This is a genomic window from Trinickia symbiotica (assembly GCF_003028655.1).
Taxonomy (GTDB): domain Bacteria; phylum Pseudomonadota; class Gammaproteobacteria; order Burkholderiales; family Burkholderiaceae; genus Trinickia; species Trinickia symbiotica_A.
Genome location: NZ_PYUC01000009.1, coordinates 252,753 through 277,465, shown reverse-complemented (window position 1 = coordinate 277,465; position 24,713 = coordinate 252,753). Strand labels below are relative to the sequence as shown.

Annotated in this window: 23 protein-coding genes; 5 read left to right on the top strand and 18 right to left on the bottom strand. The window is 62.9% G+C overall.

Going from position 1 to position 24,713, the window contains the following annotated elements; all coding sequences use genetic code 11:
• Positions 1–58: 58 nt before the first annotated feature.
• Positions 59–982: a LysR family transcriptional regulator gene (locus tag C9I57_RS19675; protein ID WP_107152294.1), complete on the top strand. Its 924-nt coding sequence runs from the start codon at positions 59–61 to the stop codon at positions 980–982.
• Between the two features lie 105 nt (positions 983–1,087).
• Here C9I57_RS19675 and nanR read toward each other — a convergent pair whose 3' ends face one another.
• The 15 genes from nanR to C9I57_RS19600 all read right to left on the bottom strand — a co-directional run bounded on the left by nanR (position 1,088) and on the right by C9I57_RS19600 (position 17,560).
• A complete protein-coding gene (gene nanR / locus C9I57_RS19670) occupies positions 1,088–1,795 on the bottom strand; it encodes a transcriptional regulator NanR (RefSeq protein ID WP_107152362.1) in 708 nt (235 codons plus the stop codon).
• Positions 1,796–1,849: 54 nt separating this feature from the next.
• Positions 1,850–3,727, bottom strand: a complete 1,878-nt coding sequence (gene apnL, locus C9I57_RS19665; protein ID WP_258187732.1) for a D-apionate lactonase — start codon at positions 3,725–3,727, stop codon at positions 1,850–1,852.
• Positions 3,724–4,833 (bottom strand): Gfo/Idh/MocA family protein, encoded by a 1,110-nt coding sequence (locus C9I57_RS19660; RefSeq protein ID WP_107152293.1) that lies wholly within the window; start codon positions 4,831–4,833, stop codon positions 3,724–3,726. The genes apnL and C9I57_RS19660 overlap by 4 nt, the downstream gene beginning before the upstream one ends.
• A gap of 3 nt (positions 4,834–4,836) precedes the next feature.
• Positions 4,837–5,901 carry an ABC transporter permease gene (locus C9I57_RS19655; protein ID WP_107152292.1) on the bottom strand — a complete coding sequence of 355 codons (1,065 nt, stop codon included), beginning with the start codon at positions 5,899–5,901 and terminating at the stop codon, positions 4,837–4,839.
• Positions 5,902–5,962: 61 nt separating this feature from the next.
• On the bottom strand, positions 5,963–7,540 hold the full coding sequence (locus C9I57_RS19650) for a sugar ABC transporter ATP-binding protein (RefSeq protein ID WP_107152291.1): 1,578 nt from the start codon (positions 7,538–7,540) through the stop codon (positions 5,963–5,965).
• Positions 7,537–8,211: a DUF2291 family protein gene (locus tag C9I57_RS19645; RefSeq protein ID WP_258187731.1), complete on the bottom strand. Its 675-nt coding sequence runs from the start codon at positions 8,209–8,211 to the stop codon at positions 7,537–7,539. The genes C9I57_RS19650 and C9I57_RS19645 overlap by 4 nt, the downstream gene beginning before the upstream one ends.
• Before the next feature lie 74 nt (positions 8,212–8,285).
• Positions 8,286–9,224 (bottom strand): D-ribose ABC transporter substrate-binding protein, encoded by a 939-nt coding sequence (locus C9I57_RS19640; RefSeq protein WP_107152289.1) that lies wholly within the window; start codon positions 9,222–9,224, stop codon positions 8,286–8,288.
• A 189-nt stretch (positions 9,225–9,413) separates the two neighbouring features.
• Entirely contained in the window at positions 9,414–10,658 is a 1,245-nt protein-coding gene (locus C9I57_RS19635; RefSeq protein ID WP_107152288.1) for a ribulose-bisphosphate carboxylase large subunit family protein, read from the bottom strand.
• A 70-nt stretch (positions 10,659–10,728) separates the two neighbouring features.
• Positions 10,729–12,102 (bottom strand): 3-oxo-isoapionate kinase OiaK, encoded by a 1,374-nt coding sequence (gene oiaK / locus C9I57_RS19630; RefSeq protein WP_107152287.1) that lies wholly within the window; start codon positions 12,100–12,102, stop codon positions 10,729–10,731.
• Between the two features lie 21 nt (positions 12,103–12,123).
• Entirely contained in the window at positions 12,124–12,954 is an 831-nt protein-coding gene (locus tag C9I57_RS19625; RefSeq protein WP_107152286.1) for a phosphogluconate dehydrogenase C-terminal domain-containing protein, read from the bottom strand.
• A gap of 38 nt (positions 12,955–12,992) precedes the next feature.
• Positions 12,993–14,360, bottom strand: a complete 1,368-nt coding sequence (locus C9I57_RS19620; RefSeq protein WP_107152285.1) for an MFS transporter — start codon at positions 14,358–14,360, stop codon at positions 12,993–12,995.
• A 166-nt stretch (positions 14,361–14,526) separates the two neighbouring features.
• Complete coding sequence (locus C9I57_RS19615; protein WP_107152284.1) at positions 14,527–15,123, bottom strand: malonic semialdehyde reductase; 597 nt, start codon at positions 15,121–15,123, stop codon at positions 14,527–14,529.
• Positions 15,124–15,146: 23 nt separating this feature from the next.
• A complete protein-coding gene (locus C9I57_RS19610) occupies positions 15,147–15,704 on the bottom strand; it encodes a cupin domain-containing protein (protein WP_107152360.1) in 558 nt (185 codons plus the stop codon).
• 85 nt (positions 15,705–15,789) lie between these two features.
• Positions 15,790–16,902: an alcohol dehydrogenase catalytic domain-containing protein gene (locus C9I57_RS19605; protein WP_107152283.1), complete on the bottom strand. Its 1,113-nt coding sequence runs from the start codon at positions 16,900–16,902 to the stop codon at positions 15,790–15,792.
• Between the two features lie 76 nt (positions 16,903–16,978).
• Positions 16,979–17,560, bottom strand: coding sequence for an amino acid synthesis family protein (locus C9I57_RS19600; RefSeq protein ID WP_107152282.1), 582 nt, complete (start codon positions 17,558–17,560; stop codon positions 16,979–16,981).
• Between the two features lie 131 nt (positions 17,561–17,691).
• Between C9I57_RS19600 and C9I57_RS19595 the strand changes: the two genes are divergently transcribed.
• From C9I57_RS19595 to C9I57_RS19580, 4 genes are all read left to right on the top strand, one after another.
• Positions 17,692–18,543: a fumarylacetoacetate hydrolase family protein gene (locus tag C9I57_RS19595; RefSeq protein ID WP_107152281.1), complete on the top strand. Its 852-nt coding sequence runs from the start codon at positions 17,692–17,694 to the stop codon at positions 18,541–18,543.
• A 45-nt stretch (positions 18,544–18,588) separates the two neighbouring features.
• Positions 18,589–19,152: a VOC family protein gene (locus C9I57_RS19590; protein ID WP_107152280.1), complete on the top strand. Its 564-nt coding sequence runs from the start codon at positions 18,589–18,591 to the stop codon at positions 19,150–19,152.
• 52 nt (positions 19,153–19,204) lie between these two features.
• On the top strand, positions 19,205–20,827 hold the full coding sequence (locus tag C9I57_RS19585) for a bifunctional 3-(3-hydroxy-phenyl)propionate/3-hydroxycinnamic acid hydroxylase (protein ID WP_107152279.1): 1,623 nt from the start codon (positions 19,205–19,207) through the stop codon (positions 20,825–20,827).
• A 140-nt stretch (positions 20,828–20,967) separates the two neighbouring features.
• Positions 20,968–21,663, top strand: a complete 696-nt coding sequence (locus tag C9I57_RS19580; protein ID WP_107152278.1) for a GntR family transcriptional regulator — start codon at positions 20,968–20,970, stop codon at positions 21,661–21,663.
• 88 nt (positions 21,664–21,751) lie between these two features.
• On the opposite strand, the gene C9I57_RS19575 is transcribed toward C9I57_RS19580, so the two are convergent.
• The 3 genes from C9I57_RS19575 to C9I57_RS19565 form a co-directional block, all read right to left on the bottom strand.
• Complete coding sequence (locus tag C9I57_RS19575; protein ID WP_440130223.1) at positions 21,752–22,870, bottom strand: porin; 1,119 nt, start codon at positions 22,868–22,870, stop codon at positions 21,752–21,754.
• A 222-nt stretch (positions 22,871–23,092) separates the two neighbouring features.
• A complete protein-coding gene (locus tag C9I57_RS32800; RefSeq protein WP_181321884.1) occupies positions 23,093–23,407 on the bottom strand; it encodes a hypothetical protein in 315 nt (104 codons plus the stop codon).
• A gap of 67 nt (positions 23,408–23,474) precedes the next feature.
• On the bottom strand, positions 23,475–24,713 hold the full coding sequence (locus tag C9I57_RS19565; protein ID WP_107152276.1) for a CaiB/BaiF CoA transferase family protein: 1,239 nt from the start codon (positions 24,711–24,713) through the stop codon (positions 23,475–23,477).

Sequence of the window (24,713 nt, the reverse complement as noted above, 5' to 3'; positions counted from 1 at the left end):
GATACCCTGTATACGTCATTTCGATAAAGGTGCGGGGCCCGAGGCGGCCCGAAGAGTGATGCAGGATCTCGACTTGAATTTGATTCCCTATCTCGTGGCGATGGAGGAGGCGCGCAACGTCAGCCGCGCAGCGCAGATGCTCGGCGTGAGCCAGCCGCGCGTATCGACGGCGCTGGCGCGACTGCGCGATTATTTCGGCGATCCATTGTTCGTGCGGACTTCACGCGGCATGGAGCCGACGCCGCGCGCCCTGTCTTTGATTCCATCGGCACGCGAGGCGTTGGGACATATTCAACGCGGTGTGCTCGATACGCAGCAGTTCGACCCAGGCACGACGACGCGCACGTTTTCGATTGCGCTCTCCGATGTCGGCGAGATCGTCTTTTTACCGCGGCTCTTGCAGGTCTTGGCCCAACGTGCGCCGCATGCGAACTTGCGCTCGCTTTCTTTGCCGCCGGCCGAACTCGAACGCGGGCTCGCGGCCGGCGAAATCGATCTGGCGATCGGCTATTTTCCCGATTTGTCAGGCAACAACTTCTTTCAGCAGCGTCTTTTCTCGCATCGGTTCATATGCTTGATGCGCAACGGCCACCCGCTTGCCAAGCGGTCGCTGACGCTAGAGGCGTTCCTACGATGCGGCCATGCCGTGGTGCGCGCCGAGGGCCGCAGTCAGGAGGTGCTCGAGAAGTATCTGGAAAAGCACCGTATCCATCGGCGCGCCGTGCTCGAGACCTCTCACTTCATGAGCCTGCCGTTCATTCTCTCGCGCACTGATCTGATCGCGACGGTGCCGCATGCGATAGGCTTCGCCTACGCGGCCGAGCACGCTTCAATCACGCTTGCCGAGCCGCCGCTCGCTTTGCCGCGCTTCGACCTCAAGCAGCACTGGCATCGCAAATTTCATAACGATGCGAGGACAATATGGCTGCGTGGCATCGTTGCTGAGTTGTTCAATGACGAGCACGACGAGTGGCCCCGTTGAGAGGCTGTATGAACCGGTGCGAGTAGCCGCCCCCATGCCGCGAATCGCGCGGGCTGACGAGCGCGGTCGCGGTGCCCTTCCCTTTCGCCGCTCGCCTTGCTCCGCTCAACTCTTCATCAACGTGCGATAAAGATCGTTGGCTCGGCTCAGATGCGCATGCATGGCTTGCGCAGCGGCGTCGCCGTCGCCCGCGGCGATTGCTTCCGTGATGCGCTCATGCTCGGCGAGCGTCAGCGCTTCCGCGCCCGGCGCGCGAACCATCGGCCGGTAATAGTCGGAAGCCCAACGGAAAATCGACTCGACGATCGCCGGGAAAATCGGATTCCCCGTGATTTGCGCAATCTCGCGGTGAAAGGCCATATCGCGCTCGAGAAATTCTTCGAGATTGACCATCGATGCGCGTTGCTGCTCGACTCTGAGGCGCAGCCGCGCCGCATCTTCCTTCGTCGCGCGCTCGGCGGCCATCCGTGCGGTGCCTGCCTCGAGAAAGAGCCGCGCCGATTTCAAATGCTCGAGCATGTCGGGCTGCGTGCGCAACAGATGCATCGCGCCGCTGGCAATTTGCGCGATCAATCCATCGGCCGTCGGCACGACGACGCGCGCTCGCTCGCCATGCACGATCTCCACGATGCCCGAGCGCTCGAGCGTTTGCAGCGCCTCGCGGATAGCCGGACGACCAACACCGTACATCTCCATCAACTCGCGCTCCGACGGCAGATGCGCGCCCGGTGGAATCTCGCCATGACGGATGCGCTCCATCAGACGATCGAGCACTTCCTGATAGAGCTTGCGACGAGGAATGATTTCTGGCATCGAGAACAGAGGCAAAAAACTGGTCTGATGACCATATCATGAAGCGGGTCGTTTTTAAAGCGCGCGGTCCGCGAAGCCCGCTGTATCAAGCGCCACGGAGCGCAGGCCAAACGGGTCGAGCGTTGCGATCGTTCGTTCTCCTATCGATACGCGTTGGATATCCGGCGTCAGGTTGACGAGGGCCAGTTCCAGCGCGCCGGCGTCCGTCACGGCGCCGAACACCGCGACCTGCCCGGGCCGGCTCGAGCGGCACGGGACCCGAGGACGACGCGCCATCCGCGCGACGATTGCGGCGACATCGAACATCGGATACCGCTCACCTGAAACGTCCATGACGCCGCGCGGCCCGACGAGCGCCCCGAGCGTCAGGCATTCGACGCGCGCGCCCGCGAGCGCCGCGACATAGCCCGCTAGCCACGCCGCCCCGTAGCGTGCGCGCTGCCGCGGGTCCGCTTCGGCCATCGCCACGCGCTCCCGATGCGGATTCGGCATGACGCGCGAACCGTAGGGGTTTTGCCGCATGCCAATCGAAATCGGCCCGATGGCATACGGTTGGTCGCCGATCAAAGCGCGGCACGATCGCGTGATGTGCGGGATGGCCTCGAGCGTCTCCATCACGCTGCGGTCGTCGGCCGCGTGCACGATCGGGCAAGTGGCATGCGTGACGAAATCGACCATCCGCAGCGGCGGCCGCTTTCGATTGAGCTCCGTGAAGTAGCTGAGCATGCCTCCACCGAGACGCAGGCCGGGAAGCGCATGCCGCGCAGCGCGGTAGACTTCGTCGAGCGGCGGACACGGCTGACTCGCACTGCCGGGCGGATTCGATTGGCGATGCACGGCAGGACTCACAATGACAGCCGTCAAATCGAGCTTTGCTTCTCGAATCTGCGCCGCGACGCGCGCGAGTTCCTCCGCCGGTGCGCCCTGCCCTGGCAGCGCGAGCTCGAGCGTCGCCGCAATGCCGCTTGAGCGCTGCAATTCCGCGTAGCGCCGCAGCTCGTCCGCGCCGTGGCCCGCGAGCGGATCGAAGTGCAGCGTCAGCCGTCGGGGGGCCAGGGCCAACAGCGCATCGAGATTGGCGCGTACGGCTTCGATTTCCGCTGGGGCGACCGCGACGCCGAGCTCGGGCATCGACTCTTCGCTGCGTAGCGCGTCGATGTCGACCACGACCATCGCATCGTCGGGCTGCTCATTCCTTTGCCCGCTGCGCGCACTCGCACGGGCCGGCACGTCGATCGTCACTGCGACCGCCTGTTCGCTCGTCTCGCCGGCACGGATCGTGTACGGCCAAGGCAACGCCAGCGGGCGCGAATAGGTCTTGAACGAGGCGTCCGACCAGTTGCGCTGGTCTTCCATCTCGAACATGTCGCCGCTCAGCCCGCAGCGCACCCACCATCCCATCGGCGTTCGGTAAGCGATCGCGCGAATATCCATGAACGGTTGCCACGGATCGATGGTCTCGGGAAAATGCGCGACCTCGACCGTGCCGTCGCCGTGCTCGACGCGACCCGGCGCGCCGGCCACGCCGGCGATCGGATGGAGCACGCAAAAGCCGCAACGCGCGGCGATGAAATCGGTCAGTGCCGTGCACGTAGCCCGACATTCGAGGCCGCGCTCGGCGTCGCAGTCGATCACGATCTCGAAGCGCAACGCGTGTCCGTCCGGATTCGTGCAACGGGCGCTGTACGAGAGACGAAAGCCCCCGTCGCGTTCGTCGATCCGCTGATCGCTGATTTCAGGTCGACAGGTACCCCAATCCTTGTCGCGTACGAGGTAGGCGATCGCGCGAATCACTTCTACGCCGTCGTACCGGATATCGCGCAACGCACCGTCGATCAAACAGGCCGACCAACGGCCCGCGCGAAGTTGACGGAAAGGTGGCTCGACTTGCTCCGTACCGTACAAACGCAACATGTCGGATGTCGTCGTCATTCGTGTCGCGCCTCGAGGGAGTCGCGCGCGGCATCGGCGGCGGGAGCCGGCGCCGCAAGCACGACTTCCCGCCCCGCTTCCGCCGATCGGTACGTGGCCTCGACCAACGCGAGCGTCTTCAAGTTGTCCCGCCCCGACGTCGATGGCTCGATCCGCTTCGTCAGGCAATCGATCCAATGAGACTGAATGCCGACGACGCTATCCTGAATCGCATGCCACGGCGCCTCGGACCACGGATAGACCTTCGGCGCGGCGAGCTCCTCGCGGGTACCCCGACGGCCATGAACCTGCAACCGGTAATCGGCGAAGAGCCGCAGCGTCCCCTCTGAGCCATCCACCTCGACGAGCGTTTGCGGGAAACGCTCCCGCGGCAGCCGCGTCGCATAGCTGCAATCGACAATGCTCGTCGCGCCCGCAATGTGTTCAAGAAGGATCGTCGCCACGTCTTCGCCGGCGATGTCGGGATTCACTCGCGCAGTCGTCGCCGAGAGCCGCCGGACATCGCCGAACAGATATCGCGCGATATCGAGCACGTGAATGCCAAGGTCCTCGACGATAAAGCGCGGATTGCGCGCGAGGTATGGCTGGCCGCTGAACACATCGAACGCCGAGCGAAACGATATGCGGCCCCAGAACGGTGTTCCGATCTCGCCCTCGGCCAGCACTCGGCCGACCGCGCGGATGGCGGGCTGCCAGCGGAAGTTTTCGTGGACCATCAATGGCACATCCGCCTGCCGGCAAATGGCGACCATCGCCTCAGCATCGCTCATCGACAAGGCAAACGGCTTTTGGCAGATCACGGCCACGCGGTGCCTCGCCGCGAGCTCGACGAGCGCGCGATGGCTCGGCGCCGTCGTGGCGATGTCGACGAAATCAAGACGCTCGCTCGCGAGCAGCGCGGCCGCGTCGCTGTAGAGCCGCTCGATCCTGAACGCCGCACCCGCCATGCGCAGCCGCTCCTCGTTGGCATCGCAAAGCGCCACGATTTCGACGCCATCGATTTCCCGCCATCCGTGCAGATGGTTGCGCGAAAAAAAGCCACAGCCGATCAGTGCCCCTCGGATTTTGTCGACAGCCGGGCCCACATTCACCGAAGCATCCGTCATGGGTCAGCCTCCCGAAGCCGCTTGTCGTTGCAATGCGAACCGATGCTGGACGCGTCGCTGGATCTGGTCCACGACGACGGCGGCAATGATCACCACGCCTTTCACCACGGTTTGCCAGAACGCACTGACGCCCATCATGACGAGCCCGTCGGACAGGATGCCGATGACGAACGCCCCGACGATCGTCCCACCGATCTTGCCGCGTCCACCCGACATCGACGTGCCGCCGAGCACAGCCGCGGCGATCGCGTTGAGCTCGAAGGTCTCGCCGCTCATCGGATGCGAAGCGACGAGTTCGGACGAGATGATGAGCCCGACGATCGCCGCGCAAAAACCCGAGAACATATAGACGATCATTTTGACCCGATTCACGCGTACGCCCGAGAGCTGGGCCGCCCGCTCGTTGCTGCCGATCGCGTAGATCTGCCGTCCGAGCGGCGTGCGCGCGGCGACATAGGCGGCGATGACGCCGATGATCGCCAGCAGCCAGACGGTAAGCGGCACGCCGAGGACCGAAGCACTGCCGAGCAGCGGAAACCCGGTCGTGCCGTAAGCGGGATTGCCGGCCAGGTTCGGGAAGGTTTCGCCGTCCGAAGACAGCAACGCCGCACCGCGGGCGACATAAAGGGTGCCGAGTGTCGCGATGAACGGCGCCACGTTGAGCCGCGTGATCAGCAAGCCATTGATGGCTCCGACTGCGCCGCCGACGACCAATGCGGCGAGGATCACCATCGGCACGCTGAGATAGAGCGTATATGCGCCCAACGGAATGCCATGCAAAATCAGTCCGCCCGCCACCATCCCCGAGAGCCCGACGACCGAGCCGACCGACAAGTCGATGCCGCCCGCGACGATGACGAACGTCATGCCGATCGCGAGAAACGCGTTGAGCGCGACATGTCTCGACATGATGAGCAGATTTTCGATGTTGAGAAAATTCGTGGCGGCGAAGGAGAAGAAGATCACCACGGCGAAGAGCGCAATGAAGGTACGCAGCTTCAGCAACAGCAGCAACGGCGCTTCTCCGACCGTCCACGTCGAGCTCGTTTGCTTGACGACAGCCGTCATTTCGATGTCTCCAGTGTTATGAGTCCGCGTTCAGCGGTATGCATGCCGTGCCTCGTCGAAATCATGCGCGAACGGCATCCGCTTCGTGCACGCTCGCGGGCGCGCGCCGGCCGACTGCCGATGCGGCGACGATATCGTGCTGGGTGGCTTCGGACGCCTCGAACTCGGCCGTCACGCGCCCGCTCGACATGACGAGAATGCGGTCCGACAGCGCCATCACTTCCTCGAGGTCCGAGGTGGCGAAGAGAATGCCGAGACCCTTCACGGACAAATCGCGCATCACTTTGAAGATGTCGGCCTTCGCCCCCACGTCGATGCCGCGGCTCGGCTCGTCCATTAGCAGCACCTTCGGCGTCGTCATCAAGGCTCGTGCGATGACGACCTTCTGTTGATTGCCGCCCGAAAGAGAACTGACGGGCAGGCGCCAATCGGCCACCTTGATGGCGAGCTCGCCGATATACCGCATGATCCGACTTTGCTCGTGCTTCGGGCCGATGTCGAAGCCGCGCGCCAACGTCCGGAGGCTCGACAATGTCATGTTGCTGCCTATCGAGAGGATCGGCAGCAGCGCATCCGCTTTGCGGTCTTCAGGAATCAGCGCGACGCCTTCGGCCACGCGCTCGGCGATCGCCCTGCCGCTCAACGGCTTGCCGGCCAACACGACCTCGCCTTCGGCCTCGGCGTGGCAGCCGAGAATGCATTCGAAGAGCTCCGAGCGCCCCGCTCCCATCAAACCGTAGATGCCCACGATTTCGCCCGCGTGCAGCGTCAGCGATACGTGATCGACAAGATAGCCGCCGCCTTTCTTGGGCAGCGACAGCTCGCGCACGCCGAGCACTTCGGCGCCGCGCTCATGCCCGACGGGGCGCGCGAAATCGCGTGTTTCCCGCCCGACCATCTGCTGCACGATCCACCGCACGTCGACGCGCGCCATGCGCTGATGGCCCGTGATACGCCCATCGCGCAACACCGTGATGTAGTCGCCGATCCGAATCAGCTCCTCGAGTCTGTGTGAAATGTAGACGATCGCGACGCCATGTGATTTCAGGTCGGCAATGACGCGAAAGAGCACCTCCACTTCCGCCGCGCTCAGTGCCGACGTCGGCTCGTCGAGGATCAGGATGCGCGCGTCCTGCGCGAGCGCTTTCGCGATCTCGATCAATTGCTGCTGACCGATCGGCAATTCCTCGACGAGCGTGTCGGGGCTCAAGTCCAAGTCCAGCCGCTCGAGGAGCGCACGGACCTTCGTGCGCTGCGTGTTCGCGTCGATCTGAATGCGGCCGCGCGTCATCTCGCGGCCCAGAAACACATTCTCGGCGATCGACAGATTCGGAAAGAGATTGAGCTCCTGGTGGACGATCCCGATACCGTGCCGCAACGCTTGCGCGCTGTCGGCCAATTCGATCGGCACACCGTCGAGCACGAGACGGCCGGAAGTCGGTTGTTCGGCGCCGGCGATGATCCGCATCAGCGTCGATTTTCCGGCACCGTTCTCGCCGACGAGCACGTTGACGGCTGCCCGATGCACGACGAAGCTCACTTCCTTCAGTGCCGTCGTGCCCGGATAGACCTTCGTGACCGCCTCGACGGACAGAATTACGTCGTCGTGCGACACCACCAAATCGGCCCCGTCGCTCATTGCGCTTTCTCCAGTGCTATCGCAACGGGCACGACCTCGGGCTGATCGCTCGTGCCGTCGTAGGAGAACGTGCCGGTCACCGTGATCGTCTTGCCTTTGAGGCCGTCGCGCGGCAGCGTCTTCATGACATGTTCCACCGCGTAGGCATTGAGCGCGGTGCCGAAGCGCGCGTAGTCGATCTGATTCTTGAAATCGGAAAACGAAACGAAATCGAGCGAATCGCGCAATGCCGTGCCGAGCACGGTCGGGCCGATATCGACGATGACGTCCGGCTTGCCGCTGCCGCTCGTATCGACGCCGATCGTCCCTTCGCTCGAAGATGTGTCGACCGATACGATCGTGCCGCGCAGCTTCGTCGGGAAATTCCACGGCCCGCCGCTCGTCTTGTCGCGATAGCCGTACTTCTGGCCCGCCGCATCGGCATCGGCCGCAACGGCGTCGCGCAGCAGCTTGAAGTCCGTCGCGCGCTTCGCGATATCGGGGACCACTTTCGCGTCCCACTCTTTCGCGACCGCGGCAATCGGATCGTACGCCGACGCGGCATAAGGATCGGCCGCCGCGCCGCTCGCGGCCCCAACGGCCGCCGTATCGTTCTTCACGAGCTTGCACGCTGGCAACCCGCCGCACAGCGCGAGCAGCAGCCCCGCCCACACCATTCGTCTCATCAGCATCCTCGCCTCGACAACTCATCAGGCGGCGCCGCCGACGGGCCGCGCCGCCCTCCGTTTCACTCAATGGTCAACGCTCAACGCAGCGCGAACAGATCGAGCTTCTTCGCGTTGGCCTTCGTGATCAGCGAGCAATCGATCAGCTGCTTTTCGGGCTTGCCCGTCGAGTGCGTCTTCAGATACTTGTCGGCCTGGTCCACGGCTTGGGTCGCCACGAGTGCGGCCGGCTGCAATACCGTTGCGCGGATCTCGCCGCGCTCGATTGCGTCACGCACGTCGTTGCTGCCGTCGAACCCGACCACGATCACGTCGTTGCGCTTGGCCGCTTTGAGCGCGGCCGAGGCGCCCATCGCCATCGTGTCGTTGCCGGCGATCACACCCTTGATGTCCGGGTGGCTCTGCAGGATGGACTCCATCACGCGATAAGCCTCCGTCTGACTCCAATTGGCCGACTGGCGCGCCACCATCTTCAGGTTCGGGAACTGGTCGATGACGTCGTGATAGCCCTTCGAGCGAATGCCGGCGTTGATATCCGCCTCGCGGCCGACGAGCTCGACGTAGTTGCCTTTTTCACCCATCGCCTTGACGAATGCGCGCCCCCCGAGCTGTGCGCCCTGATAGTTGTTCGAGACGATTTGCGAAACGGCCACGCCGGTCTTGTTGATCTCACGATCGATGAGGAACGACGGAATGCCGGCATCCTTCGCCTTCTGCACGGCCGAGATCGAGGCCTCGGAACCCGCGTTATCGAGAATGATCGCTTTCGCACCGCGCGCGATCGCCGTGTCGACGAGATTCATCTGTTTGTTCGCGTCGTCGTCGTGCGAGAGGACGATCGTGTCATAGCCGAGCGACTTCGCGCGCGCGTCGGCCGTATCGGCTTCCACCTTGAAGAACGGATTGTCGTGCGACGGCGTGATGATCGCGATCAAGCCGGCCGCGTGCACCGGACCGGTAGCGCCCAAAACGATGAGCGCGCACGCTCCGCCGGAAAGCCACTGCTTCAGACCTTTCATGTCTCGTCTCCTTGATGTGCGGCGGGCAACGTTGCCGATTGAGCCGGCTTCCGCTGCCACTGCTAGTGGTGCTTATCACTCTTGAGATGTCAACCTACCCACGCGGACGCGCGCAGCCTTCCTATCGCTTCATCATTTCGCTAACAGCCAAGGCGATTCAAGCGCCTTGCGCGACCACCCCTTACAGCGTTACTTCCAGAAACCCAGCGCAGCATGCAATGCCGCATGACGCATTGCATGTTGCTCGAGCGGCACCCCTTCGATCGCCGCAACCCATGCCTCGCGCAAAGCGTCTACGCCCGCGGCCACCCCTCCCGGGTGACCGAAAATGCCGCCCCCCGCTGCATGAATGAGATCGGCGCAACCGAGCGCCGCATAGGTAGGCGCCGCCTGCAGTCCGGTTTGCCCCGAGCTGAAGACGGGCATGGCCGGCATCGGCGCCGCGGGCATGACGGGCGAGAGGACGGCACGCGCCGCCGCGATCACGCTCTCATCCGATTCGCTGAACTTGTTGGCGAGCCCGTTCACGTGCAGGTGATCGGCACCCGCGAGCCGCCAGATCTGCTGCCACGGTGCGTAATCCCAGCCGAGTTGCGGACTGCGCGAGAGATAGCCCCATCCGGCCCGATGCGCATGTATCGGCAACTGTGAATGACGTCTGAGCTCATGCAGGCCGACGATCCCGACCGAGTTCAAGACCGCCATGACGCAGGTGCCGCCCTCGGCGAGCACGAGGTCATGGCGGCGGCGCATCTGATCGAGATCGCCCGTGAGGTTGAACGCCACCATCGCCTTCTTGCCGGTTCGATCCGCGTGCTCGTTGACGACGCGCATCACCGCGCGCACGCGCTCGTCGAACGGGCAATGCGGACCGTCGGCTTGCAGCTCGTCATCCTTGATGAAGTCGATGCCGCCCATGACGAGCTCGCGCACTTGCCGCGCCGTTTCTTCCGGCGAGAGCCCCACGCTCGGCTTGATGATCGTGCCGATGACCGGGCCGTGGCTGACGCCCGTGAGCCGGCGCGTACCTTCGATCCCGAACGCGGGGCCCGGATAGGCCGCCGCGAACGAAGGCGGCAGGCGCAAGTCCGTCAGCCGCAAGCCCGACACCTGACGCAGTTCGTACAAATTGCCCGCGATCGTCGAGACGAGATTCGGCAACGACGGTCCCATGTTTTCGATGGGCCACGAAAGCTCGAGCTCGCATTGCGTGTAGCGATCCGAGCGCAGGCCGCCGGGCAGGCTCGGTTCGTCGACTTCCCCAAGTATCCGCAGCCGCTCGACGCGCGCGCCCGATCTTTCCTTCAGTTCCGGCGTTTCGTTCGGCAGCGCCACGAACGTGCCGCTCGATTGCTCGCCCGCAATCACGTCCGCTGCGACGCGCGGGTCCGCTCCGGTCTCGAGCCAGTAAGTGGCATGAATCCGTTCAGTCACGACAATGCTCCCTTGAATGGTGGGACGCTCATGCTTGCGCTTTGCGTTCGCCCGCGAACGCGGTGCCGTCTCATGGTGTCGGCATCGTGCCCTTCAGGCACGCGCCAAAAAACGAAGCCTCGCCCATCTGGCCGCCCTTCAGTACGATCTCCAGCCCGTCGCGTCGCGGCGAATCGGACCAGACGCGACACAGCGGCGCACCCGGCGCCATCGCGGCCAGTACGCTCAGCGCCGTGATGCCGAGCGAGCTCGCCACTTCGCCGGAACTGTCGCCGCCGGCCACGACCACGCGCCTGAGCGCAGTCTCGTCGAGCAGGCGTCGCATGATGTCCGCGAGCGTCGAGCCCACGCGGCGCGCCGCATCGTGACGCGTCATGCCGGCCGCTCGCGCAATCGCATCGAAGCCGAGCACATCGGGGTCATCAGGGCCTTCGGCGCTGTGCACGACGACGCTTCGCCCTTGCGCAAGCGCTTTGGCGGCCTGGCGAACATGGTGCTCGGCTTCGGCCCCTCCGCTCTCGCGATCGAGCGCACGCCTCAGATCGAGTCGAGCCACATGAAACCCGTTCGCGCGGGCCCAACAAATCTGCTCGGCCGTCACGGGCGAACAGCTGCCGCTCACGACAGCGATGGCATCGACCGCGTCCGCCACCGGCAGAGACGGTGACGCGGGCAGCATGCCGCAGCTGCGCCACCAAGCCGCGAGCGCATATTGCAGGCCCGATGACGACGCCGTGAAGACGCCGTCGCCGCGTCCTTCCCAGACCAACCTGCCCGCTTCGACGAGCGTTTCGTCATCGAGTACGTCGATCATCACGACAGGGACGTCGCTGCCGGCGATTCGATTGACGAACGGCAACGCGTCCGACGATCGCAGGCGCACCATGTCGACGAGCTCGATGCGTTTATCGGTCTGCCGTGCGAGATGCACGCGCAGGTCGGCCTCGTTCATCGGCGTGACCGGATGCCGCGACATCGTCGGATGGCGATCGAGCCGATACCCTACGCCGTCGATCGCCGCGAACAGATGGCCGAACATTTGATAGCGCTTGAGCCGCGGGGCGCCGATAATCATCGGCGACCACCGGCCATTCATCGCCTTCACGCCGATATCGATGGCGCGACCGATCGAGCCGACCTCGGGTGACGAATCGAAAGTAGAGCAAACCTTGTACTGCAAGATCGGCGCGCCCAGCTTCGCGAGACCGTCGAACGCATCGGGCAACGTATCGCTCATCCATTGCGGCGTGCGCCCGCGCGAGGAGCCCGCGAGTCCCACGCAGCGAACGCCCGGAAAGCGCGCGAGCAGCTCGCGCGACGGCGTATCGAGGCACAACAGCGTGGGCACGCCCGCCGCCGTCATCGCCTCCATCGCGTCCGTCGATCCCGTGAAGTCGTCGCCGTAGTAGGCAAGCAGCAAGCCTTCGGGCCAGGTCGTTTGCATTTCGATGGGCTCTTTGCGGCGTCACGTAATGCGCCGAATGCTCTCGGCGATTTCCTCGCGATCGAACACCTGCTTCCAGTCGTCCCGCATGAGCCGCGGCTTGCCGAACGTAATCGCCTTGTTGCAGGCATCCGAGAATGCGCCCGGGATCTCCTTGAAGATGACCGCCGCCAAAATGTTCATATGGCCGAGCAGAAAATCGCGTGCGGCTTGCGCAGGCACGCCGCGCTTGACCGTCTCGTCCATCGCTTCGCGCATGACGTCGAGCAGCGTCGCGCACACCGTTTCCGAAAGCCCGGGCTCGAGCAAGGCCATCTGCTCGACGCTCAGGCGATAAGAACGCAGGATCGGCGCGTAGATCGTTTTCGCCACCTGCTCGCCGAGATCGAAGGCCTCCTCGGGGCCCTGCATCAACGCGCTCGTGATCGATTGCTTGGCATAGGCGCCGCCGAAAAAATCGCGTCGTGCCTTCGGATCGGCGTCGTCATTGAAGATCAGCGGATGACAAGGGTGAGCGACGAAATAGACGAGGTCTTTCCGATCAGGCAGGTGGCCCGCGAAGGGGGCGGCCGCATCGAGCGTCATCACCATCGTGCCGGCCGGCAGCTTCGGTGCAATCTCATGGCTCAGCTTCCCGATCAACGTGTCGGGTACGGCCAGAATCACGACGTCGGCCCCATCGAGCGCTGCGTCGACACTGACGCATTCGACGCCGAGCTCGACTTTTAGCCGCTTGCGTCCGCCCTCGCTGACCTCGACGTGCGCGACGCGATAGTCCGATTTCAGCAGATTGTTCGTCAGGCGATAGCCCATCTTGCCGCCCGCGCCGAATAGCGCGATCTTCTCGTTCATTTCGTTCTCCGGTGGAGAGTAAGTTCGAATACCGATGGTTATTTCGTAGGCGCTTCTGCCGCGAGCCCGGCGGGGGATGCTTCGTCGCCCGACGCGGCGGCGCGTGCGCCACCTACCGAGGCGAGTAACGCGGAGAGCAGCATCAAAGCGCCGACGATGAACATGGGCGCCTGGTACGAACCGGTCGCGTCTTTCACTGCCCCAGTGACATAGGGCGCGACGAAGCCCGCGAGATTGCCGACCGTATTGATGAGCGCAATCCCGGCCGCCGCCGCGGCGCCCGACAGATGGCGCGCGGGCAAGGCCCAGAAAGTGGGCAGCGCGGAAAAAATCGCACAAGCCGTGATCGTGACGACCGCCACACTGGCCGCCGTCGACTGCATGTAAAGCGCGGCCGGAATGCTGAGCGCACCGGTCAGCGAAGGGATCGCGATATGCCACGAGCGCACGCCGCGCCGTGTCGCATCGCGGCTCCAGAGATAAAGCGCGACCGCGGCCGGCAAATACGGAATGGCGGTGATGAGCCCCTTCTGGAACACGTTGAAGTGCGTGCCGAAGCGCCCTTCGAAGCCGGCGACGATCGTCGGCAAAAAGAACGCGAGCGCGTACAGGCCGTAGATCAAACCGAAGTAGATGAGCGCGAACTTCCAGACCCGGCCGTCACGCAGCGCAAGACCGGCACGCGACACGTGCGGCGTCTGTCCTTCGATTTTCGATCGTTCCTCCGCTTTCAATTCCGCATCGAGCCAGTCCCGCTCCGCCTTGGTCAGCCAAGCGGCCTGCGCGGGACGATCGGCGAGATAGAACCAGGCGATCAAGCCGATCACGATGGCGGGAAGCGCCACACCGAGGAACATCACTCGCCACCCTTCGAGGCCGAACAGCCCGTGCGCCTCGATGAGCAGCGCCGCGAACGGCGCGCCGATGACGATCGTCAGCGGCTGCGCCAGATAGAAGAGCGCCAGGACATGGCTGCGATGGCGCGCCGGCACCCATGTGCTCAAGAACAGGATCGCGCCAGGGAAGAAGCCCGCTTCCGCCACGCCGAGAAGAAAGCGCAGCGAGTACAGCCCCGGCACGCTGCTGACCCACGTGAAGAGGAGCGAGACGATGCCCCACGTCACCATGATCCGTGCAAGCCAGCGCCGTGCGCCGAACTTGTGCAGCGCGAGGTTGCTCGGGATCTCGAGAAAGATATAGCCGATGAAGAAAATGCCCGCGGCGAAGCCAAACTGGGCGGCGGTGAGACCGAGATCGCGCGTCATACCATTCGGCCCCGCAAATGAGATGGCGGTCCGGTCGAGGAAGTTGATGAAGAACATCAACGCCACGAACGGCACCAGACGTGTCGCCACCTTCCGTATGGCCGATCGCTCGACCGACTGCTCCCGCTTCGTTGCGTGCATCCCGTCGTCTCCGTGTCCTTATGGCCTGCGAGTCGCGCAAGCGCTACTGGTATAATGAGTACACCATCTTGGATGACGAGCGGATACTAGGGGATTTACTAAGCCCTCAGTAGAGGCAGACAGAGCCAGAAACGGGAAAGGAGCGGCCGCAAACCGCTCTGACAAGCTAGACGATCACGCAGGCTTCGTCGAAATCGAAGCGAGGACTGCGCGGGAACAGCCCGGCCGGATCGCCATAGCCGAGGCAGCAGAGGAAGTTCACGCTCAACGAAGTGCCGGCGAAAAAAAACGAATCGATGAGCCGCGCATCGAAGCCAGACAGCGGTCCGCAGTCGAGACCGAGCATGCGCGCAGCCAGAATGAAGTATCCGCCCTGCAGCGAACTGTTGCGCAAGCAGGTTTCTTCGGCGAACTCAGGTCGATCGCGAAAGAGATCGCCAACACTGGGACGGTGCGGAAACAGCTTAGGAAGGTGCTCGTAAAACGAGGTATCGTGGGCGATGATCGCTACGACGGGCGCCGTCCGAACTTTCTCGACGTTGCCCGGCGAGACGGCCGATACCAGCTTCGCGCGCTGATCCCCCGAACGCACGAACGTCACTCGCATCGGCGAGCAATTCATGCTCGTTGGGCCCCACTTGGCCAATTCATACAACTCGCGCAGCAGTTCGTCGGATACCGGGCGCGCGAGCCAGGCGTTCTGACTGCGCGCATGCGTCAACAATTGCTGCCGAATGCGGCTATCGAGGGGTTCCGTCGTCAAGGCATGCTCCAGTTCCGCTCTACTCACAGCGCTGTCCCGCTCTTCGGGCGACTGGCGCCGACCATGAAAAACGCCACGAGCGCGGGCGCATGACTTTTGTTGCGCCATGCGTGCCGCGTGCCCTGTTGCACGACGACATCCGTCGGGCGCAACAAAGTCTCGTTTCCATCATCGACCTCCAGCCAAATTTCACCGGACAGGACGATCGCATAATCGACCGTATCGGTCGAATGCATGCCCGGGCAATCAGGCTCGAACGTGCTGGCGAGATCCGGCATGCGCGTGATGCATTCTTCACCCGCCGCGACAGGATCGAAATCCGGTGCGCCCATCGTGCTGTCCGGCGGAAATGTGACGATCAGCAGACTCGTTCCGCCCGCCGGAGGAAGCAAGTTGGTCTGCCCTTCGGTAGGATCGGCATCGCTCGCGGGCAAAACCGGCGATCCCGCTGTCCTCCATACTTGAGCGAACGCGTGCCCCGGAATCGATTGGAACGCGACGGTACGCGGCGTTGGACCGTCGTAAAGCAAGACGGACCGGCCGCTGTCGTCATGACCGGTTACGACTCGTCTGATATGCATGAAATTGACTCGACGGAAGAGAGGAAAATTTTGGATGCGCCAGGCGCGGCGGGTCATCGCGACGGGCTGGCACGCACGTCCATGCTCAAGGGCAAATCACGTAGTTGCTGAAGCCGCCGTTGCGATTCTCGATACCACCGAGCGCAGTGTTGATGTCTTCGAGCTTGAAGATGCAATGTTCGAATACAGACAAATCGACGACGCCCGACTCCACCATATCGGCCATCTCCTGGCCTTGACCCGCTGTGAACCAAGCCGAGCCGCTGAAGCGCTGATCGTTGTCCATCATATAGTGCAGGTTGATCGGGACTTCGCCCGCCACGGCACCGATGTTGATCAGATGACCTCCGCGTCGCAGCGTCTTGAGCGTTTCGCGCAGCGTCTCCTGCGGCGCGCCCGGTCCCAATGCATCGATGACTGCATCGATACCGGCACCTCGTGTAACCCGCGCGGCCCATTCGCTGACCGAGCCATCATCCAACGACATGACTTCGATGCGCTCCGGCGCAATGGCTTTGACGCGCTGCAGGAGTTCGCGGTTACGCGCCGTGCCGAGAATCTTCTTCGCTCCCATCGCGAGCCCGAAGAGAGCCACGCCGATACCGAGCGTGCCGCTGATGCCGCTCACGAGAATCGTGCTGCTGGGCCCGACTTCCGCCTTTTTCAGCGCCCGATACGCCGTGCCCAAGTAGCCGAACCGCGCGGCGGTTTCGTGACTAAGGTTGTCAGGAATCTTCACGAGACTATATTGCGGAGCTGTCATGTATTCGCACAGCCCGCCGTACGGGTAGTCGTCGAATATTGCCTGCGAGCGTTCGCTGAATCCGAAATAGCCGTTGAACGTGTAGTAGGGACACGCCGTCGTGTCACCGGAACGGCAAGCTCGACACCCTCCGCAATAGCGAGCGGGGTTCACATAGACGCGATCGCCCGGATTGAACGCATGAACTTGACTTCCCACCTCCGCGACGACCCCAGTCGCATCGAGACCGAAAATTGCCGGCAGCTTCGGCAACGGAAGATGCGGGAACCACTTCTCCCAATTGCTCAAGACGTTGCCGAGATTCGGGACGATCCCACATGCCTTCACTTGCACGAGCACGTCGGTCGGGCGCGGCGACGGCACGGGAATATGCTCCACCACCATGGGCTCGCCTACATGGTGCATGCGCGCCGCCCGCATCATCTTCGTCGTCATCGTTTGTCTCCTGTTTTATCTGTGCGTGCACAGTATTATTTTTTGTGCACAAAGAGAATCAGCGTTTACGTGAACGCTAGCGCAGGCCGTCCAGCCCTTTGACTTCCGATGCCTGCAATCCACCCAGCCGCGCATGAACGCGCCCGCCCGTCGCCATGGCCAGCGCAAAGGCGATTTCGTTGCGACGCGGGCCGTCCCATACCGTGACCTCGCATGTTCCGTAATGGCTTCGCACATAGGCAGCCTGAATGTGGCCAAGCGGAACCATCAGGCGCGTGCCGACTGCACCGATCGTTTTTGCGGACGGCACGATCGCCTTCGGCGCGCCCAGCGTTTCCCTCATGGCCCATCCGCCCGCCTCGTGCCAAACGGCCCCGTGCTCGAGTTCGCCGTCTTCACCGACGATGGCGCCCTTCCCATAGGCCTCGACTTTCGACGCGCCGCCCAACTGAGTCACGAGACGCGACGACAGCTCAGCCCCGAGCTGACGCAATTCGCTCATGAACGGCAATAGATCCGGCTCGTACCGCCCCGCGTAAGGATTGGCGACGATCGCCGTTGCCACGGCGACCAACAACGGCTCTCCCAGGCGGTCACCGCCCTCGTGCCAGACCTCTTCGACGTCCAGCTTGACCTTTCTTACATTCACTAGCGACATCCGCAGCTCCGAGGAAATAGTTCGCATCGACTTCCGACGGTGGCGCCGTATCGCACACCGGCGCTTGCATTATATCCATCGCGGTGTAATATGCACAAAAATATCTTTTATGCCCTAAAGGAGTCGAACGTATGAAATTGGTCTCGTACCGAAATCAAGGCCGATCGGGGTTCGGCGCGGTCAAGGACGACGGCGTCGTCGATTTGACGAAGCGTCTGTCGGCCGTTGCCGATCTCGCCGCGCTCGTATCGAACCCAGCCGAGCTCGCGCACGCGCGGCGGCTCGTCGATACAGCATCGCCCGACTTTGCGCTCGCGGCGCTCGCGCTCGAACCGGTCATTCCCAACCCGAGCAAGGTCATTTGCGTTGGCATCAACTATGTCGCGCATGCCGCGGAGGCCGGCCGCACCGTGGGCCAACACCCAGTCATCTTCCACCGCTTCGCGCAAACGCTGGTCGCGCACGGCGCTCCGATCATCCGTCCGCGCGTGTCGAATCAATTCGACTTCGAAGCGGAGCTGGCTGTCGTGATCGGCAAGGGCGGCTCGCACATCAAGCCGGAAGACGCCATGGATCACGTCGCCGGCTATACCTGTTTCAACGACGCGAGCGTGCGCGACTGGCAATTCCATACTCACCAGTACGGGATGGGCAAGAACTTCCGCGGTACGGGTTCGCTCGGTCCGTGGCTTGTCACCGCCGACGAAATCCGCGACTATCGCGATCTCTCGATCCAAGGATCGCTCAACGGCGAATGTTTGCAGACGGGAAAGCTCTCCGAGCTCGCGTTCGACATTCCCGGCTTAATCGCTTACGTATCGCAGGCGCTCGACTGGCAGCCCGGTGACATCCTGGCGACCGGCACCCCGAGCGGAATCGGCTTCAAACGTCAGCCGCCGATCTTCCTGAAGCCGGGGGATACGTTCGACGTCGTCATTCCGGGCATCGGTACACTCTCGAACCCCGTCGCGGACGAAGCGTGAACGCGTGAACGTGAACCAGACCAAAAGAGACATCCGGAGACAGGCATGGCGGCACTACCCAAAATTCAGTTCACGCATTGCGGGATCTTCTGCAGCGACCTCGAGAAGATGGTCGACTACTACCGCAAGTTTCTTGGTTTCGTCGTCAGCGACAAAGGGGTTGCCTCGACCGGCCACCGTCTGTACTTCATGACGCAGGATCCCCAGATCCATCATCAGCTCGTGCTCTTTGACGGGAAGCCAACCGAACTGCCGTTCAATCCCGTCAATCAGCTCTCGCTGTTGCTCGAATCGCTCACCGATCTGCAGTCTTACTACCGGCGCGCCGTGAGCGCCGGCGTTCAAGGGATCGAGCAAGTCGATCACGGCAACGCATGGTCGATCTACTTCAAGGATCCCGAGGGCAATCCGCTCGAGTTGTATGTCGACAGCCCGTTCTTCACGGCACAACCGTGCCGCGAGCCGCTGAACCTCGATCTTTCCGCAGATGAAATCCTCCAGCGAACCGAAGCCATGTGCCGCCGCCGCCCCGGCTTTTTGTCGCGCGAAGCCTGGATAGCCGAGATGCGCGCGCGCATTGCCGCCCAGCGGGTGGCGTTCGATGCGTAGGTGCGATGCGTCTCGCGTGTGCTTGCGGAACAGTATTCGATAAGGAGGAGACGTGGACTTCGATTTGATCATCGTCGGGCTCGGTCCGGTGGGCGCCGTCGCCGCGAATCTGGCCGGCGAGGCCGGGTTGCGCACGCTCGTGCTCGAAAAGTCCCTGACGGTCTTCGACAAGCCGCGCGCAATGGGCTTCGATCAGGAAGTCATGCGCATCTTCGGCGACTTGGGGCTCGCCGATAAGATCGCACCGTACGTGATGCCCTATCGACCGTCCGAATATCGGACGACGGATTCAAGCGTGATTCGGCGCATCGAGGCGGCAGAGGCACCGTTCCAATTGGGCTGGGCGCCCAACTACGTATTCATGCAGCCCCAGATCGAAAGTGCACTGCGCGAAAATCTCGCCCGCTTCCCCTCGGTGACGGTCAAGCTCGGCGCGCACGTCGACGCCGTGACGTCTGGCGAAGATGGGGCATCGGTGATGGTCGTCGAGTCGCCGAGCGAGTCGAATGCATCGCGCACGTATCGATCGCGCTACGTGCTCTCATGCGACGGCGGAGCGAGCCCGATCCGAACGGGGCTTGGTCTCGAGATGGAAGACCTCGACTTCGACGAACCGTGGCTCGTCGTCGACGTCGTCCTCAAAGACGGGTGCGGCGCGAGCTTACCGACGACGAATGTCCAATATTGCGAAATTGAGCGCCCTTGCACGTTCGTGGTCGGGCCCGGCCAAGTTCGGCGCTGGGAATTCATGATCAATGCCGGCGAATCGCCGACGCAGGTCATGGAACCCGCGTTCGTTCGCCGGCTCATTTCGCGCTGGCTCGACGAAAGCGAGTACGACATCTGGCGCGCCTCGTCCTACCGTTTCCATGCGCTCGTCCTGCGCCAATGGCGCTCCGGCCGCATATTCTTTCTCGGCGATGCCGCGCATATGACCCCACCGTTTCTGGCGCAGGGGATGTGCCAAGGGATTCGCGATGCGGCCAATCTGATCTGGAAGCTCTCGCTCGTCAACCGCGGCACCGCCGGCCCTCTCCTACTCGATACCTATCAGGCCGAGCGACTCCCGCATGTCAAGCAGACGACGCTTGTCACAAAATCGCTGGGCAAGCTGATCTGCGAGCGCGATCCGGCCGCCGCGCGCCAACGGGATCAACGCTTGCTCGAGGAAATGGCGGCGAATCCGCGCGGTACGGTGCGGCAATCGTTGATTCCCGGACTCGCCGCAGGCTTTTTGTCCGCGTCGGCTCACGGACCGCGCGGTCAACTGTTTCCGCAGCCGCTCGTCAAGTTGCCGGACGGTCGTCAATGCCTGCTCGATCAAGCGACCGGCGCGACGTTTCGCCTCGTTGTCCAGGATGACGCCGATGCGGCCGTCATCGAGCGTATCGCAGCGGAATGCGATGCCGTGCGCGACATCCCGGTCGAGTTGGTCGTGATCGGCACAGAGCCGCCCGGGCCGAACGCACCGCCGTACACCTGCCAGGATTCGGACGGCATGCTCGTGGGTTGGATGCGACGGCATGCTTGCAGCGCGGTGATTGCTCGACCCGATCATTATGTGTATGGGGCTTGCCACCAAGCCGAAGACGCATGCGCAATGATCCGCGAGCTGGCCGCGGCGCTCAGAGCGGGTACGCCACACGAGAATCCGGCCGCTTCCGCCTGCGCTTGATCCGCAATGCCACCCGTGTAGCGCGAGGGATCGATGACCCTCGCGCTGTCGCTCGGCCGTGAAAGATTGCAACCTTGCATATCGCTATGTTTTGCGCATAAAATCGACGTCATAGACCAATCCGTAGTCAACTAACACCCATGGACTCGACACCCGTCTCGAACGGTGCACCGCTGATTGACGTTGCCTTCGCCCGGATGAAGACGTCCATCATCCGCTGCGAGCTCGCTCCGGGCAGCCGGCTCAAGGTCGAAAGCCTTTCGAAGGCATATGGGCTCAGTAGCTCGCCGATTCGAGAAGCCTTGAACCGGCTTGCGCAAGACGGCATCGTCCAAGCGACGGAAAATCGCGGCTTCTGGGTCGCCCCCATCAGCCTCGACGACTTCAAAGACATCACGCGGATGCGCGTGCTGCTCGAACGTGAAGCGCTCAGCGATTCCATCGAGCACGGCGGCGAAGAATGGGAAGTGGCCGTGCTGACGGCATTTCATCGATTGAGCCTCGCCGAAAAGCGTCTCGGCTCGGGCCCTGTCGCGCTCGACGACGACTGGTCAGAGCGCCACCGCGCCTATCACATGGCGCTGCTATCGGCGACACCGAGCGCCCTACTCTCGAATATGATCGCCTCGCTCTTCGATCGCGCAGAACGTTATCGCCGCTATTCCGCGCTGCACCGGACTGAAGAGCGCCACAAGAACAGCGAGCACGAAGCACTCATGAAGGCCGCGATCGACCGAGACACGGAAAAGGCCTCGCGGCTCTTGCGCAAGCATATCGAAGGCACCCTGGCACGCGTCGCCGCTGCGCTCGAACGGCAATTGGCCACGGTGCAGTAAGCAAGTGTCACGCTGATTCGAGACCGTGCGGCATTCCATTGCCGCAATATCGACGAGGCAGTGCATCGCCTCGCCGATAGACGTTTCATCAAAACACCGTCTGCATACCGATCCGGCCGACGAACTGCGAGCGACTGCTCGAGGGGCCGAACGTCCCGTTGATTACCGCATTAGCGCCCGCGTTGGTCAGCTGATAGGCGCCTTGCACGTAGACCGCGGTGCGCTTTGACAGGAAGTACTTGGCCACCGCGCCGAACTGATGCGCATGATTGTGATCGACGCCTGCATTGCCCCACATGTAGGTATAGGCGAAGCTCGTTGAGAATGCGGACGTGAAGCTGTAAAGCGCCCCTGCTTCCGCGGCGTTGACAGCCGCACCGTTTCGCGAATTGCGAGTATTCGTGAAGAGTGCCGTCAACAGCAGCTTGCCCCCCTTATATTTCGCGCCCAGACCGAAGTTGCGGATGCTGTCGCCGAGCAGCACGGCATAGCGGACATCCGTATAAGCCGCGCCGAAGGCGAACGGCCCGGCCGCATAGCTCGCACCGACACTGTCCGCGCTGTTTTGACGAAAATTTCCCGCAGTGCCGCCAAAGGCATACATGCCCCCGAACCGCAGCCCACCGAAGAGCGGGCTCGTGTATTTGACAGCGTTGTTCAACGGCGTATCGCCGTTCATGCGATCGAAGTCGAACGCTTCGTCGGGCGGTGAGTCCGGAATGCCCAGCTTGGCGAATGGACCGTCGCGAAACTGATAGAAGCCCCCGCCATACATCGCGATGTCCGTGCCGACGTCACGAAAGAGCGTCTCGACCATGAAGTCGTACTGCCGCCCCAACGTGAGCTTCCCGTACCGATCGTTATCGAGGCCAACCCAGGCGTTGCGAGCGAAAAGCCCCGTTCCCGTTCCGCTTCCGTTCGTCGCCTGTGCTACGAGATTGCCCTGCAACGTGAACTGCGTCACCAACTCGAAGACCGCGTGCGTGCCGTTACCGAGATCTTCGCTGCCCTTGAAACCCACTAGATTCGGCAGCGCAATGCCGTCGTCGAGCCTCCACGCCGAATGCCCGCCGATATTGCTGATGTAAGACACACCTGCATCGAGCAAGCCCCACAGCGTCACGCTACTCTGAGCGTGCGCACTTGGCACGATACCGGCGCACGTTCCCGCTGCGATGGTCGCCGCAGCCATGATCCGCTTCTTCACTATTGTCTCCTCCGAGGTCGATCGCATGAACGTATATGCATATACAACTAACTTACACGTAACAACGTGTTTTGTGCATATTCTATGGGAACGTCAGCAACGGTCAATGCCCTCGGGGGCAAATCGTGGTCAGTGTTTACGTGTGTTTGCGGCGCGCTCGTCAACGGCGCCTGGAAAACGGCGAAAGTTCGCTAGAAAACAAGGTGAAACGATGCGTGCAGGCTAATGGGGGAAAGTGTCGTGCCCGACCTTGCGTCGGTTTTCGGCTGACGTCGAACGCCGCCGTCGATCCGCCCATGCGTCGAACTGCCCGACTCCGCGCTGCCCGGCTTCGTCCTTCGCCGTGCGAATTGCGTCATAGAAGGTCAGTTCGGAAGCGACCTGCGCCCGATCGACAGTCACGACCCACCTGCCGAACGCAAAGCGCCAGCGGATGCGTCGCTCTTCGAGCAGTGCCGAAAACCAGCGCCAAGTCGACGCATCTTCGGCATTGGCCGCCGCGGCGGCATCCCGCCGAGCTTGCTGCATTGTGCTCATATCGCAGGGACGTGCGCGATCCCACGCCACGTCTGTCCCGCGCCGCCAATGCCCATCGTCCGCCTATTCATATCGCGCGCTTGGCGTGTAACGCATCGATTTCCGCGGCGGTTGCGCCAAGCCAATCCGACAATACTTCGTCGGTATGCTGGCCGAGCGTCGGCGGTGCGTGCCGATACTGCACGGGCGACTCCGACAGCCGAATCGGGTTCGCCACTAGCGGCACCTGCTTCGCCAATGGATGAGACATCTCGATGCGCATTCCGCGCGCCTGCACGTGAGGATCCGAGAACACGCGATCGAGCGTATTGATCGGGCCGCAGGGCACGCCGGCCGCTTCCATCGCGGCAACCCACTCGTCGGTCGTACGGCGCACGGTCATGCCGTGAATCAGCGCAATGAGCTCGTTCCTGTGCTTCACGCGCTGGGGATTGGTGGCAAAGCGCTCGTCACCGGACCATTCAGGCTTGCCCAGCGTCTTGCACAGGCTCGCGAACTGACTGTCGTTGCCGACTGCCACGATCATGTACCCGTCGGCTGTCGGAAACTCCTGGTACGGGACGATGTTCGGATGCGCATTGCCCATACGCCGTGGCGCGACACCGCTCACCAAGTAGTTGGCCGCTTGATTCGCCAGACACGCGATCTGTACGTCGAGCAACGCAAGATCGATATGCTGCCCTTCCCCGGACTGCTCCCGACGCTTCAATGCGGCCAGCACCGCAACCGTCGCGTACAGCCCCGTCATGATGTCCGTCAACGCGACGCCGACCTTGAGCGGGCCCGCGCCCTCCGTGCCGTCGGCACGGCCGGTGAGGCTCATCAAACCGCCCATGCCTTGGATCAGGAAGTCGTAGCCGGCGCGCGACGAGTAAGGCCCCGTCTGTCCAAATCCGGTAATCGAGCAATAGACGAGTCGTGGATTGATCGCTTTGAGGCTGGCGTAGTCGAGCCCATATTGCGAGAGGCCGCCCACCTTGAAGTTCTCGAGCAACACATCCGCCTTGCTCGCCAGTTGCCGCACGAGACCTTGGCCTTCCGGGCCGGCCAGATCGATCGTCACCGATCGCTTGTTGCGGTTGGCGCTCAGGTAGTAGGCCGCTTCGCCGGTCGATTGTCCCTCGGGATCATTCAACCACGGCGGCCCCCACGCGCGCGTATCATCGCCCGCGCCCGGACGCTCGACCTTGACGACATCGGCGCCCAAGTCGGCAAGCAACTGACCGGCCCACGGGCCCGCGAGCACGCGCGAAAGATCGAGAACGCGTACGCCGGCGAGCGCCCCCGGTTGCAGGATTTCGTTCAT

Excerpts from the sequence above, each read along its gene's own strand:
- C9I57_RS19675 (WP_107152294.1), top strand. The coding sequence starts at position 59 with ATGCAGGATCTCGACTTGAATTTGATTCCCTATCTCGTGGCGATGGAG.
- nanR (WP_107152362.1), bottom strand. The coding sequence starts at position 1,795 with ATGCCAGAAATCATTCCTCGTCGCAAGCTCTATCAGGAAGTGCTCGAT.
- apnL (WP_258187732.1), bottom strand. The coding sequence starts at position 3,727 with ATGACGACGACATCCGACATGTTGCGTTTGTACGGTACGGAGCAAGTC.
- C9I57_RS19660 (WP_107152293.1), bottom strand. The coding sequence starts at position 4,833 with ATGACGGATGCTTCGGTGAATGTGGGCCCGGCTGTCGACAAAATCCGA.
- C9I57_RS19655 (WP_107152292.1), bottom strand. The coding sequence starts at position 5,901 with ATGACGGCTGTCGTCAAGCAAACGAGCTCGACGTGGACGGTCGGAGAA.
- C9I57_RS19650 (WP_107152291.1), bottom strand. The coding sequence starts at position 7,540 with ATGAGCGACGGGGCCGATTTGGTGGTGTCGCACGACGACGTAATTCTG.
- C9I57_RS19645 (WP_258187731.1), bottom strand. The coding sequence starts at position 8,211 with ATGCTGATGAGACGAATGGTGTGGGCGGGGCTGCTGCTCGCGCTGTGC.
- C9I57_RS19640 (WP_107152289.1), bottom strand. The coding sequence starts at position 9,224 with ATGAAAGGTCTGAAGCAGTGGCTTTCCGGCGGAGCGTGCGCGCTCATC.
- oiaK (WP_107152287.1), bottom strand. The coding sequence starts at position 12,102 with ATGCAAACGACCTGGCCCGAAGGCTTGCTGCTTGCCTACTACGGCGAC.
- C9I57_RS19625 (WP_107152286.1), bottom strand. The coding sequence starts at position 12,954 with ATGAACGAGAAGATCGCGCTATTCGGCGCGGGCGGCAAGATGGGCTAT.
- C9I57_RS19620 (WP_107152285.1), bottom strand. The coding sequence starts at position 14,360 with ATGCACGCAACGAAGCGGGAGCAGTCGGTCGAGCGATCGGCCATACGG.
- C9I57_RS19610 (WP_107152360.1), bottom strand. The coding sequence starts at position 15,704 with ATGCATATCAGACGAGTCGTAACCGGTCATGACGACAGCGGCCGGTCC.
- C9I57_RS19605 (WP_107152283.1), bottom strand. The coding sequence starts at position 16,902 with ATGACGACGAAGATGATGCGGGCGGCGCGCATGCACCATGTAGGCGAG.
- C9I57_RS19600 (WP_107152282.1), bottom strand. The coding sequence starts at position 17,560 with ATGTCGCTAGTGAATGTAAGAAAGGTCAAGCTGGACGTCGAAGAGGTC.
- C9I57_RS19595 (WP_107152281.1), top strand. The coding sequence starts at position 17,692 with ATGAAATTGGTCTCGTACCGAAATCAAGGCCGATCGGGGTTCGGCGCG.
- C9I57_RS19590 (WP_107152280.1), top strand. The coding sequence starts at position 18,589 with ATGGCGGCACTACCCAAAATTCAGTTCACGCATTGCGGGATCTTCTGC.
- C9I57_RS19580 (WP_107152278.1), top strand. The coding sequence starts at position 20,968 with ATGGACTCGACACCCGTCTCGAACGGTGCACCGCTGATTGACGTTGCC.
- C9I57_RS32800 (WP_181321884.1), bottom strand. The coding sequence starts at position 23,407 with ATGAGCACAATGCAGCAAGCTCGGCGGGATGCCGCCGCGGCGGCCAAT.
- C9I57_RS19565 (WP_107152276.1), bottom strand. The coding sequence starts at position 24,713 with ATGAACGAAATCCTGCAACCGGGGGCGCTCGCCGGCGTACGCGTTCTC.